The organism is Pseudoalteromonas sp. T1lg48 (assembly GCF_002964785.1).
Classification (GTDB): domain Bacteria; phylum Pseudomonadota; class Gammaproteobacteria; order Enterobacterales; family Alteromonadaceae; genus Pseudoalteromonas.
On record NZ_PQCC01000018.1, the window covers coordinates 740359 to 753790 of the forward strand.

Here is a 13432-nt window from a genome sequence, read left to right on the forward strand (position 1 = left end):
CATTACTCAGATGCCGCTTCGTAACCGAAAATAACATTCGGCAACTCGGCAACGCCTTGCTCGGTCAGAGGTGGACTAAAGTAATAACCCTGCACCACAAAGCAGTTGTTAGCTTTTAAGAACTCCATCTGCTCCCGGGTTTCCACCCCTTCGGCCACCACATTAAGGTTCAGCTTTTGCGCCATGGCAATGATCGCCGCGGTGATCGCCATATCGTTCGGATCGTGTGGAATATCCTGCACAAAGGAACGGTCGACCTTAAGCACATCGACGGGGAAACGCTTAAGGTAGTTGAGCGACGAATAACCGGTGCCAAAGTCGTCGATGGAAATCGACACTCCAAGGCGTTTGATATCGTGCAGTTGAGAAATAGCGGTATCCACATCTCCCATCAGCATACTTTCGGTCAACTCCAAATGCAGATTCTTTGGCGCCACCTTGGTTTGCTCAAGAATATTGGCCAAACAGGGGATCAGGTTGGCATCTTGGAACTGGCGCACCGACAAGTTCACAGAAATATTTGCTTCCAGCCCGGCTTGGGCACGACGCGCCGAGAAACGGCAGGCTTCACGTAAGACCCATTCACCGAGTTCAACAATGAGGCCGGTCGCCTCGGCAATAGGAATAAATTTCACCGGCGAAATCGCCCCCTGAGTAGGGTGTGTCCAACGTATCAGGGCCTCAAAACCCAGTACCTTACCGGTACGGCTATCAACCTGAGGCTGATAATTGAGGTGGAACTGACTGTCGCGAATCCCCTGACGCAGCTCGTTTTCAATATACAGGCGTTCATTGGCGGCGGCGTTAAGCTCACTGGAATAGAAATGATAGGTGTTCTTGCCCTTGGCCTTGGCCTCGTACATGGCCAAGTCGGCATGTTTAAGGAGTTGGTCTTCCTCGCTGCTGTCGTCCGGCGCCATGGTGATACCGATACTGGCGCTGACAATCACCTCATTATTTCCGAGGGTGATAGGCTGGTTCAAGGTGCGTTGTATGGTGTGGGCCACGTCTTTAGCACGCTCTTGACTTTCAATGCCACTGAGCAGCACGGCAAATTCATCGCCGCCAAGACGCGCAATGGTATCCTCGGTACGCAAACGGTTCTTCAAGCGATTGGCCACCTCAACCAGCAGTTGGTCACCACTATCATGGCCCAAGGTATCGTTAATACGCTTAAACTCATCGAGGTCGAAATAAAACAGGGCGAAGGCATAATGACCACGCTCGGCCAGTGCCATGGACTTGCGCAACTGCATGCGGAAGAAGGTACGGTTAGCCAAACCGGTCAGGGTATCGAAATAAGCCAGTTGCTCCATTTTGCGTTGGCTTTCTTTAACGAAGGAAATATCCTGCGCCGACACCACATAGCTGTTGACGCCCCCTTCCTCATCACGGATAGGTGAAACACTTAAGGATACCCACAACGCATGGCCGTCGATTTGCTCCAACATGGTATCACCACGCCAGTAGTTGCGGGTGCGTAAATCGTATTCGATATCATCGTTAAATATCGCCATTTCTTTGGCAATGACGCTCAACAACTTAGCATTAGTAAAATGTTCTTCATCAAACCCGGTCATTTCCAGCATTTTCGGGTTTACGTATTCGATTTGCAGCTGATAGTTGGTGATCAACACGCCCGTTCCCGAGTGCGCCACCGCCTTGGACAAACGATTGGCGGCCTGCTCGGCAATATCTTTTTCTTTAATACGTTGATTCAGGCCCGTGATGGTATTGATCAGCTCCACACTCATGTCTTTAAAGGAGCCGTTAAGCACACCTATCTCGTCCTTACCCTCGGGTGGAAATTCGGTGTCCATCTTGCCCTTACCGAAGCTGGAGACCGCATCCACAAGCAGATAAATACGGCGCAATACCAGTTGATACAAGGCCTGATGCAGTAACAAGGCGACCAGGATAGCATAGAGAATAAACAGCCCTAAAAACTTAAGCTGCAACGCCTCCAGCGCTTCGAGCGCACTGGATTGCTTACGATAAATACCCACATACCAATCCAGGCCATCAACCTTGCTGATGGTGGTCAGGTATTGTTCGCCGTCATACTCAAATTCTTCGGTCATGGTCGGCAGTTCGAGACGTAAGGCATCACCAACTAATTTAACCAGTTGGGGATTAATAAAGTCCGACATACGCAGTGTTCGGCCTTCACGGCCATAACGCTGATAGGTGGCATCATCCAGGTTTGGATGCGCCAACAATTGACCCTTGCCATCCACCACAAACATCTGCTGATGCTTATCGTCAATGGGCAAAAAGCTTAGTAAGTTGCTTAGTTCGATATCGGCGCCGGTCAGCGCGGTGTGCTTATCGTTCTGATAAATAGGAGTCACTATGCTAACCACCCATTTACGGCCGACCCTATCGTAGTAAACCGGGGTCCACACCGCGAGTCTGTCAGGGTTTTGCTCTGGGCCGACACGGTTGAAGTTAACCGCATTATTCGCGCGATAATTTTCCGGTGCATCCATGGCCCAGGTTGAAGGGGCTATGCGGACAAAGTCGTCGGCGGTTAACAGGTAAAAATTAAAAAACTCTTGTGTCAGCGTGGGCGATATAATGCGCCAAAGCTCCTCGGAGCGGGTGAACAACTGTTGATAATAGGAAGAATAATTGGCTTTTGGCATTACCGCCGCGCTAATACCATCAGGAGTGATGCTGCGCAGAGTTGACTCATCGGTGGTAATAAACTGCGGCATTGGCGCGCTGTAGCCGAGCTCGCCGGAAAACAGTTCGCGAGCCACGACCGCATTGGCTTGTTCGGCAATATTGGTTTTACTATCAATTAATTGCCCAAACTGACCGATAAACCGCGCACTGTACTGGTTTAATTGCTCATTTTCCTGAAACATTAACTGCTTTTGCTCAGACTTCAGCATAAACACCGCAGCAAAAATGCCGGCGATCAGGCATATAGCCGAAATCAATACCGAGAGCTTTATGCTTAACGAATGTATGCCAAATCGAGATGGCGGACGCCTATAAACCACAGCCGATCCTTTTTAAGTATCTGGTTTTTTATTATTTTAGCCAGCTAGCAAATATAACAGCCACAGCGTTTATGTATAGCCCTTTTTACGCGAATCTTCTGCTAACCCTCCAACAACTAAGACAAAAGAATTAACAACAAGATCAATATAGTCGTTATGGGAACAAACGCCCAAAAAATTAATGCCTTAGTCTTGAGTCTGGGGGGATTTTGGGTAAGCAACGAGCGCCGATAAATATTTACCCTATTACCGCCATTGGCCTATTGACTTTTAGCCGTCCGAGCCAGTAGATTGAAGCTATGAACATTATCTCTTTCGTATTTTTTCGCTTTTTTATCTACCACCCTTGTTAGGGAGGCGCGAGCGAGTACGTGAGATTCACACACATGCTAAGGCCTCCCACACGGGAGGCCTTTTTCGTTTTGGGAATGAGGAAACCTAATAATGACCAATGATACGCTCCTGGCACTGCGCCGAGACATCAATGAAATCGACTCTGAGCTGTTGATTTTATTGGCAAAGCGCCGCCGCATCAGCCATTCGGTAGTGGAATATAAAATCGCCAATAACAAGCCCATTCGCGATGAAGCGCGCGAGCAGGAACTACTGGAAAAGCTGATCAGCTACGGTAAATCCCTCGGCCTGGATGCCTACTACATTAACAGCGTCTTTCAGCGGGTACTTGAAGACTCGGTACTCCATCAGCAAGCCATGCTGCAGCAAAACCTTAATCCCGAGGCCTTGGGTGAAACCAACCGAGTAGCCTATCTTGGCGGCCAGGGTTCTTATTCCCAGTTGGCTGTGCACAAATACTTCAGTCGCCGCCCCGGTAAGCTGGTTGAGATGGGCTGCGCCCAGTTTGATGAGATCACCGGCGCGGTGGAAAAAGGTCAGGCCGACTTCGGCGTGCTACCAATCGAGAACACCAGCTCGGGCAGCATCAACGAGGTATTCGATTTGTTACAGCATGCCCAAGTCTCCATCGTAGGCGAGGTCACTCACTCTGTAGAACATTGCCTCTTGGTTAAACCCGGCACCGAGCTGGCGGACATCACCAAGCTTTACGGCCATCCCCAACCTTTTGCCCAGTGTAGTCGCTTTATTCAAGGCCTAAATGACGTCCAACTGGAACACTGCGATTCCACCACCAGCGCCATGAAGGCGACGCTTAATTGTGATAACAGTGCTGCTATTGGCTCTGCGGAGGCCGGTAAACATTTAGGCCTAGAGGTGTTGAAAACAGGCATCGCCAATCAAAGTGAAAACCACAGCCGCTTTATCGTTGTAGCTCGTAAGGCGATGCAGGTATCGACGCAAATACCGACCAAGACCACCCTGATTATGGCGACCGAGCAACATGTGGGCTCGCTCGCCGATGCGCTTATGGTCTTTAAGGAGCATGGTATTAACATGGTGAAACTGGAATCACGCCCGGTCCCGGGCAACCCCTGGGAAGAAGTGTTTTATGTTGATTTAATTGCCAATCTTGCAGAGCCCAAGGTGCAGCGCGCCCTTGAGGACCTTAAAGATCATACTCAGTTTGTACGTATCCTGGGTTGCTATCAAAGCGACTCGTTACAAGCGGTGGAAGTAAACTAACTTAAAAAACTAACCTAAAAAAAGAGCCAGAAGCAATTACTTCTGGCTCTTTTGCGTTGTGGGCAGGTTAATTGTCAAGGCCAATTAACTCGATTTCCGCCAGTTGTACCAAGCCATCATTATTGGCATTTTTACTGATACTCAGGCGATAACTGCTGTAGGCGAAGCCGTTGCTAAAACTCAAGGTGCGACGCTCCAACCTTTCATCCCAGCTCTCACCGACCCAGGACGCCACTTCAACCCAGGTTTCGCCACCATCATTCGAGCCAAGCAGGCTAAAGTTTTCAGGGTCGCGCTCCGGGGCATCATTGGCACTGGTAATGGCGATTTCACTGATCACCTGAGGGGCACTAAAGTCGGCCTGTATCCAGGAAGGGTTTTCAGCCGTTGGTGCGCCCTGCCAGTCGTTATGGTCCAGCCACTTGGTGTTTACGTCATTATCAAAGGCCTTATCCTGATTTTCGCCATCGCCAATACTAGAGCGCGCACTAAAGAGGGTGCCAGGCAGCTCGGTTAAATCCTGTAACTGATATTGAGGACCGATAAAACCCACCTCGGCAATTTGCACCAGGCCATCATTGTTGGCATTCGCGCTTACCGACAGGCGGTAATGTGAATAGGCAAGGCCATTGCTCAGGGCGAAATGACGTTGCTCTAAGCGCTCGGAGAATTCCTCCCCCGCCCAGCTCGCTAATGACAGCCAGGTTTCGCCATCGTTCGAAGCCAACAGCGAGAAGCTGGCCGGATCGCGCTCGGGCGCATCGTTGGCGCTGGTGATCATCAGCTCATTGACGGCTTGCGCCTCGGCCATATGTACCTGGATCCACGCCGGGTTTTCCTCGGTGGGTGCGCCCTGCCAGTCATTGTGATCTAACCACTTGGTGCTTACATCTCGGTCAAAGGCCTGCGCCGCGCTTTCTGAGTCACTGATACTAAAGCGGGCACTGTAGCTGGCGCCATTGCTAAGGGAGTGATCCAGGCCTTCAAGCTCGGGACCAATCAACTCCACTTCCGCAAGTTGCAACAGGCCATCGTTATTTTTGTTTTTGCTTACTTCCAGGCGATAGCTGCTATAGGCCAGTTGATTGGCCACGGCGAAGGTACGTCGCTCTGCGCGCTCATCGAAGGCTTCACCTACCCAGCTAGCCAGCGTTATCCAGCTTTCGCCGCCATCATTTGACGCCAGCAGAGAGAAGTTCTCCGGGTCACGCTCCGGGGCATCATTGGCGCTGGTAATAGCCAGCACATTGACCGCCTTAGGGGCACTGAGGTCGAGCTGAATCCAGGACGGATCCGCCTCGCTAGGTGCACCTTGCCAGTCATTGTGATCCAGCCATTTGGTGGTTGGGTCATTATCAAAAGCCTTATCCTGATTTTCCGCATCGCCAATGCTGTTGCGTGCCGAGGCCATCGCCTGCGGGTCATCACTGTGATCCACGCTCACATGTACAGGGCCAACAAACTCAATTTCCGCCAGCTGCAACAAGCCATCATTGCCCTGATTCTTGGTGATATTGATACGGTAGCTGGCGTATGCCTGGGCGTTAGCAAAGGCAAATTCCTGGCGCTCAAAACGCTCATCAAACGAGGCGCCCACAATGCTGGCGAGGGTGATCCAGCTCTGGCCACCATCGTTGGACGCCAGAATATCGAAATTTTCCGGGTCGCGCGCTGGCGCGTCGTTGGCACTGGTGATAAACACGCTGCTGATCGCCTGCGGCGAGGCAAAGTCCACCTGCAGCCAGGACGGATCCGCGACACTGGGTGCCCCTTGCCAATCGTTATGGTCGAGCCATTTGGTTTGTAAGTCCTTATCGAAGGCCTTGTCTGCACTCTCCGCATCACTGATGGCATTACGGGCGGTAATGGTGGCATCCATCATGGTCTGCACCGTGCTGACTTCGCGAAGCGGCCCGCTGCTGTTGGCCTCATCAGATAAGGGCAAGGTTAAATCAACAATGGCTGCACCGCTAAGCCCTAACTCTGCGCTCAAAGGATGCTGCTCAATGGCATCGAACAGACGTTGGCGAAAGCGCTCTAAAGCCTCTGAGTCATCGGCCAAGGCCGCTGTGATATCCGCCTGCGCCGCCGCCATGTTGGCGGCCAAGGTCTCGCCACTGTTCAACTGCGCAAACGCGGCATTAAGCAATGACAACTTGATACGGGTTTCATCGATTAAGGGGGTTTGGCACTGCTGCTCCCCTGCCTCGTTGGTTTCACATTGCTCGACCCCCTGAAAGTTACCCAGGCTATGGGCACTGATCACGGGGAGCTCGAAGACATTGGTATTGTTGGTTTGCCAGCCCATGGTACGCAGCAGCAAAGCCGACATATCTGCTTTTGCAAGAGCCATCAGTTCGGCACTGGAGACATTACGGCCATTGGCTATTTCCTGCTCCACTAAAAACGTGGCCAGTGTGGTCAGGGCATTAATCTGCATAGTGGCATCTGCTTCCCCGTCGGTCTGATTGCCATAGGGCACACTTACATGAGTCAAGGTGCTTAATTGTGCCCCGGCAAGGGCCTCACCGCTTAACTCCTGAGCGATTTGCGCATCACCACAGTTCAGCGCGTCACACACCATGCTCGATTGCCCCGTGGTGCTGGCCATCACCTTCACCGTGGTATTAATACCAAAGCCCGGCGCGCCATTGAGGGTAAAAAACACCTCGCCGTCGGCATCACTGATAGCCTCGGCATTGATCCCCAACTCGGTGCCATTCAGGCTGGCCACACTGACCTGGGCGCCACTTAAGGTCCCTTTGACCACCGAGCCCGCCATTTCTGCGGCCGTGCTCGCCGGGGTAACTGGCACGTCCTGGGGATCCGGATCATCGCTGCCGCCGCAGCCGCTAAGCAGACTACACAGCACCAAAGGTACCGATGTCACCTTGATAAAATTAGACTTTTTCATATTGCTACCTTGTTCTTTACTGATGCGCACCGCCCTGGCTTGGGCGTTTCTGCTCGTCATTCTGGCCATCAATTTGGGCACCGGTGCGCATGTCACATAATGAGTTAATTAAAAACGATACGTTAAACCGGCATAGTAACGACGGCCGCTGTAGCTACTGCTGCGCAATCTGGCCTTGCTGTCCTCACCATAAAAGGTTCTGGGCTCTTCCTCGGTCAAGTTGATCACCGAGGCGCTAAAGGACAGGTTGTCCATCAAGCTGTAGGACGCATTGACGTCAACCTGTTGGTATGGCTCTTGGTACACGGTCAAACCATCGGCAAGACCCAAGGCGGTTTTACCGCGGCGGTTGTACGAGGCGCGGACACTGAAGGTATCGTTCTCAAAGTAAGCAGAGAAGTTGAACTGGTTATCGGCACTGCCAACCAAGGCCGACTCACCAACCTTTTCACCGTCGACACTGACATCTGCCTGATTCGTGTCATTGAGGGTGTAGTTGGTATTGATGCCGAAGCCATTATCAAAGGCATGCTGGGCGAATATCTCTATACCACGCGAGGTGGCGTTGGTGCCGTTTGCCGTGGTGGTAAAAGGTGTCACCGTAATTTCACCTTCGGGCACGATCACCTCACCGGTATTGGGGTTGGTAAAACCCTCAAAAGAACGCGTTGAGGTGATGATCAAGGGCACAATAAAGTTATCCACGTCCTTGTTAAACAGGGCTATCCCCACCGCAGAGCCGTCACCATAGTAGTATTCGGCGGAGATATCGGTTTGCACCGACTCGTAGGGTTTTAAGTCCTTGTTACCACCGGAACCCTGCCAGCCCGGCTCAACCGGGTTACCACGGAATTCCAAACGGTCGTCGGCCCACTCCTGGGAGATAAAGGTCAATTGCTCCGGAGCACCCATATCGTTGTAAGGGGCACGGGACATGGTTTTCGCCGCGGCAGCGCGTAGCACCAGATTGTCTGTGGCATCCCACACCAGGTTTAAACTAGGTAAGAACTGATGATCCGTGGAGGTACGGCCAATGGTTTCTTCCACGTCGAGTAAACGGCGATCACCAAGGATGTCCTCCTGAGTGACATCATCAATGTCATCCAAGAAGAAATTGATCTTGTCCGACGACATTATGTTGGTCTCGGTTTTTACATAACGCACACCGACATTACCGCGCAGACTTTCATAGGAAAAATCCGCCTGCACATAGGCCGCGGTAATTTTCTCTTCAATATCAAAAACAAAGTCCGGCTCTTTACGGGTATATTTGGCGTACTCGCTGGTTACAAGATCGCGGTATTTATCCCAATTTATGGTGGGCATGACGTTGACATCAAAGCCGCCGGGAATGTTCTGCTCGGAACGAGTATTAAGCACATCCTCCAGGTTTGGCATACCACCGATCCACTGGTAGGAAACCTCGTCAATGGCGCCCTGGCTAAATGGGTCCAGAGTACCGTTGGCAATGCCCGCCGCCCCCTCCTGGGTAATAAAAAAGGTATTATTGGTCTCACGGTGCAAGGTGGTTTTACGATGTTTCACCCCCACGCGCAGGGTATCGACCCAACCCGCGCTCAAATGGTAGCTAAAGTCCAGTTGCCCATAGTCTTCTTCGAGGTCACTGACGATATAACTTGAGCCGGTCGAGCCCGGATCCGGGTCACCGGCAACACCCGCCAACAGGTTATCCAGTAAGGCTGGATCGGTATACAAGGAGACGCGATCGCCCAAACGCCAACCCGCAAACGACGCCGCATTTTCCACTAAACCGGAATCACTGCGCCCGGCCGGTTGGCCGCTTTTATAGGCCGCTCGCCATGACTCGGACGGGCCACCACTGGCTTCGGTGCGGCCAAATTTACCTTTCAAATCATACACGTCTCCGCTGTATTCAAAGCCGAAGTCATAGGTGTCTGAGGTGTCTTCTTCCAGTGTGTAACTGCCTATAATCCAGGGGAATTCCATATTTCCCTCGGTGCCGCCGGCGCCCGTGGTGAAGTCCATTCCCGTGACTATGGTACCGCTATCGTCGAGCTCAACCCCAACTAAATGATTGGGGTTGTATTTCCATTCGGGGATCCACATTTGCGAGGTGGTTCTGTCCTGGCCGAGCTCAAAGTGGAAATAGTTAAAGGTCAGCTCCAGGGTGTCCATGGGCAGCCATTGCAAGGTGGTCTGGATCCCTTCACGCTCACGCTTTTCTTTGGTTACGCCAACACCGGCAACCTGAGGCGCCCACACGCCGTCATAAACATTGCCATAGGCATCTTCTAAGGCGCCAAAACGCCGAGTGCTGTCGGTAATTTCATTGCCATTGGTATCCACTGCGGGTAGATCTGAGCTGGTTGCCCAGCGCCAGCCACCACCGCCGCTCATATCACCGCCTAATGAGCGGTTGGTGCGGTCCTGGCGCGAATAGCCGACTAACACACCGATATTCTCGTCGTCGTTTTTCCACGAGTACACACCGCTAAAGTTCGGCTCGTATTTTTCCGTAACATCGGCATAGGTGTATTCAAGGTTTAAGGCGCCGGAATTGGCCTCCATATTCAGGGGCTTTCGGCTGTGAATGATCACCGTACCGCCGACACCGCCTTCATCCAAACGGGCTTCGGATGACTTAAATACTTCCACGGATTGCACCATGGTCGAGGGCAGTAAGGAGTAACTAAATGAACGTGAAGGTGAACCAGGAGATGAAGCAATAAAGTTGCCATTGAGCTGGGTAAAGGTCAGATCCGATGACAAACCACGAATACTGACGTTCTCCCCTTCACCGCCGCTGCGGGAGATCACAATACCGGGTACCCGCTGCAATGAGTCCGCGACATTTTTATCGGGAAACTTACCTATGTCTTCGGCGGTAATGGCATCGACAATGGCGTTGGACAGGCGCTTAATCGCCATATTTTCCGCCATTGAAGCGCGTATTCCGCGCACTTCGATTGTTTCTATTTCTTTTTTATCTTCGTCTTCTTCGGCGCTGGGATCGGCATAGGCTACATTTCCCGCCGCCATCATTGCTAAAAACAGTGCAGACTTTGTGAACCGCTGCGCATGACCCGCGCCTCGTCGGTTGTTCTTATTGTTGGCCATTACAGTCTCCAAGTATCTCTCTTATTGTTGCTCGCCAAACAAAAGGATGACGAGGGGTGTCGCCTACGTTCCTATTACTGCCTTACTTTTCACAAGTTAATAGTTTGTAAAACTTGCCCACAGGATAGAGTCATGACCATTAGGAGCGATAATATAAATTCGGTGAGCACTAAGACAAAATCGGCGTACAGCCTAAAAAAAGATCCAATTATTCACGGCCTGATTTATAGTGCAAAGTGCATAACAATAACTGACCAAAGCTTATTAAAATTACACAACCACATGATTTTAAATGAATTAAATAATTGAAAATCAATTAACAATGAACAAGTGTGAAACGCAGGCAATGCCGGTGAGCAAATTAATGAAAAACAACAATAGTAAAATTCTGGAAGTTTGCCTGAGTTCGGATAACCTTCGGGTGCTGCAACACAACCTTCCGGTTATATGCCTCAATGGTGTCCAGCGCATCGAGTTGTGCGCCAATATGGCCGAGGGCGGAACTACGCCGAGCACAAGGGCCATAGCGCTTGCCGCCGAACTGATGTCTTCAAATACCGAGCTCTTGGTAATGATCCGCCCAACCGCTCGCTCATTTGTTGTGGATAGCTCAACCCTGAAGCTAATGCTTAACGACATTGACACTGCTGCCGCTCATGGCGCCACCGGCGTGGTCTTTGGCGCCCTTACAAAAAGCGGTGAAGTCGACCTGCGGGTGCTAGAAGCTCTGGTGCAGCGCGCCAAGCAATTTAACCTAAAGTGTACTTTTCACCGTGCCTTCGATGCCATCGATAATCAATTCAGTGCCCTGGATACTCTGCTCTCTTTGCAGGTCGACCGAGTGCTGAGCAGTGGTACTCCTTGGCAAAGTGGACTGACGGCAACAGCCGGAATAAAGCGCCTGCAGGCATTATTGGCCCATGCCAATGGCCGACTTGAGATGGTCGTAGGCGGTGGCGTAACGCCGCAAAATGCCATACCTATTTGGCAGACTCTAACACAGATAAACAGCCGTTTTTCATTGCACAGTTACGGCGGTGTGCACACGGCTCAAGGCCAAGTATCAATCTCGGCAATCAAGGCAATGCTAGATGCAACACACTAAACAAGACAATCCACAACCCGCTGCCCAAAAACTCTATCTCGGTATTGATGGCGGTGGCAGCAAATGCAAGGTGCGCCTTGAAGATGGCAGCGGTTTATTTCTTGGCGAAGCCACATCGGGTCCAGCCAATATCGCTACCTCCATCGCTCAGGCTCAGGAGTCGATCACCGATGCCGCGGTGCGCGCCTTGATGTACGCGGACCTGCCGCTGGAGAAATTAAGTACCATATATGCCTGTGCCGGCCTTGCAGGTGCAGGCGTCCCATCGGCCTTTAAGAAGATGCGGCAATGGCAACATCCATTTGCGCGCCTGGAGATCACTACGGACATGCATATCGCCTGTGCCGGCGCCCATCCAACCGGCAAGGGTGCAGTGATCATTATCGGCACCGGGTTTTGTGCAGGAATCATAGACAAAGACCAGGTATATGAGCTCGGCGGCCATGGACTGCTGCTAAGCGATGGCGCCAGTGGTGCCTGGTTGGGACTTTCGCTTGTACGTCATACGCTTGAGGTACTCGATGGTTTAAGCGCTTCATGCCCCTTAAGTGATGCCCTATTACACTACACCCATTGCAGCTCGGCTGCCGAGCTTACGGCACAAAGCATTAATGCCACACCTGGCTATTTTGCTCAGTTTGCTCCCCTAGTGTTTAGTCATGCCCAGGACCCCTTGGGTAAAAAGTTACTCACCCAGGGCGCTCGCTATGTGTCTCGTTACATCGACCATTTGCAACACCGGGGCGTTGACCACATCTGTTTGATGGGGGGCGTGGCTCATGCACTGAAGCCCTGGCTAAATAAAGAGCACCGCGCCATACTCTCGCCAATGCATGCGCCTCCCGAAAGCGGTGCATTGCAGCTGTTACGTCGTCGGCTAGAAGCTTAGCCGTCGATCGTTTCCCGCAGATTTGACGGGACATCACCAAATAAACGTTTGAACTGTTTGCTAAAATAACTCGGCTCGGCAAAGCCGCATTGATACGCCACCTGCGACACCGGCAATTGCGTCTCTACCAGTAGTTTGCGCGCATTCTCAAGGCGTACTTCGTTAATGTATTGATTGGGTGTTTTCGCCAGGTGTTTTTTAAAGCGACGCTCCAGTGCACTCACCGACAGGTGCGCCAATTCGGCAAGCTCTTCGATGCCAATATGGCGATGGAAATGGTTGCGAATATACTCCACCGGCGCCTCGATGGCTTTGACATGCGATAGGGCCTTGGACGTTTTTTGTAAATGGCGCGTCACGCCATAGGTGCCGATGATCGCCCCTTGCTCATCTTTTAGCACATGTTTAGAGGTGGAAAACCAGCCTAGCTCGCCCCTGTCCGTGTAATTCAATTCCAAGCGGTCGGTGACCACAAACCCCTGCATACCCTTTTATCATCGTTCACATACTGAAACGCCAAATGCTTTGGGGAAAAGTCGAAATCCGTTTTGAACAGGATCTGCTCGAGGGATTTAAATCCCTGGTGCTCGATAAAATGTTGATTACCATGAAGGATTCTACTATTGGTATCCTTCACCCAAAAAAGGATATCGGGTATCAGATCAAAAGCGGCAATCAATTGATTTACACCTACTTTATGCAAAAATTCGGTACGTTCCATGGGCCAATGCCTAGTTTAAATTGCAAGGTTATCCTTTTATTGTAAACGCCGATTTTGTTGCATTGTCAACCGAAATTTTATTAGCCCCCAGACACCG

The 13432-nt window shown here is 51.4% G+C and carries 6 protein-coding genes and 1 pseudogene; 3 read left to right on the forward strand and 4 right to left on the reverse strand.

Annotation, left to right across the window (positions count from 1 at the left end):
* Positions 1-2 precede the first annotated feature (2 nt).
* Positions 3-3008 carry a bifunctional diguanylate cyclase/phosphodiesterase gene (locus C2M29_RS12615; RefSeq protein ID WP_105190099.1) on the reverse strand — a complete coding sequence of 1002 codons (3006 nt, stop codon included), beginning with the start codon at positions 3006-3008 and terminating at the stop codon, positions 3-5.
* A 444-nt stretch (positions 3009-3452) separates the two neighbouring features.
* Between C2M29_RS12615 and C2M29_RS12620 the strand changes: the two genes are divergently transcribed.
* Positions 3453-4607 (forward strand): chorismate mutase, encoded by a 1155-nt coding sequence (locus C2M29_RS12620; RefSeq protein ID WP_105190100.1) that lies wholly within the window; start codon positions 3453-3455, stop codon positions 4605-4607.
* A gap of 67 nt (positions 4608-4674) precedes the next feature.
* Here C2M29_RS12620 and C2M29_RS12625 read toward each other — a convergent pair whose 3' ends face one another.
* The gene (locus C2M29_RS12625) at positions 4675-7521 is read right to left on the reverse strand and encodes a discoidin domain-containing protein (RefSeq protein ID WP_105190265.1); all 2847 of its coding nucleotides are present in this window, start codon (positions 7519-7521) and stop codon (positions 4675-4677) included.
* A gap of 108 nt (positions 7522-7629) precedes the next feature.
* Positions 7630-10620 carry a TonB-dependent receptor gene (locus tag C2M29_RS12630; protein WP_105190101.1) on the reverse strand — a complete coding sequence of 997 codons (2991 nt, stop codon included), beginning with the start codon at positions 10618-10620 and terminating at the stop codon, positions 7630-7632.
* A 364-nt stretch (positions 10621-10984) separates the two neighbouring features.
* Here C2M29_RS12630 and C2M29_RS12635 point away from each other — a divergent pair, with 364 nt between their 5' ends.
* On the forward strand, positions 10985-11725 hold the full coding sequence (locus C2M29_RS12635) for a copper homeostasis protein CutC (protein WP_158684728.1): 741 nt from the start codon (positions 10985-10987) through the stop codon (positions 11723-11725).
* A complete protein-coding gene (locus C2M29_RS12640; RefSeq protein ID WP_105190103.1) occupies positions 11712-12614 on the forward strand; it encodes a BadF/BadG/BcrA/BcrD ATPase family protein in 903 nt (300 codons plus the stop codon). The genes C2M29_RS12635 and C2M29_RS12640 overlap by 14 nt, the downstream gene beginning before the upstream one ends.
* Here the strand turns inward: C2M29_RS12640 and C2M29_RS12645 are convergent.
* Positions 12611-13335 (reverse strand): annotated as a pseudogene (locus C2M29_RS12645) (helix-turn-helix domain-containing protein). The gene C2M29_RS12640 and the pseudogene C2M29_RS12645 sit on opposite strands and share 4 nt — an antisense overlap.
* Between the last annotated feature and the right edge of the window lie 97 nt (positions 13336-13432).

Bases quoted from the DNA above. Each gene is read 5' to 3' on its own strand.
- C2M29_RS12620 (WP_105190100.1), top strand. From the start codon at position 3,453: ATGACCAATGATACGCTCCTGGCACTGCGCCGAGACATCAATGAAATC.
- C2M29_RS12625 (WP_105190265.1), bottom strand. From the start codon at position 7,521: ATGAAAAAGTCTAATTTTATCAAGGTGACATCGGTACCTTTGGTGCTG.
- C2M29_RS12630 (WP_105190101.1), bottom strand. From the start codon at position 10,620: ATGGCCAACAATAAGAACAACCGACGAGGCGCGGGTCATGCGCAGCGG.
- C2M29_RS12635 (WP_158684728.1), top strand. From the start codon at position 10,985: ATGAAAAACAACAATAGTAAAATTCTGGAAGTTTGCCTGAGTTCGGAT.
- C2M29_RS12640 (WP_105190103.1), top strand. From the start codon at position 11,712: ATGCAACACACTAAACAAGACAATCCACAACCCGCTGCCCAAAAACTC.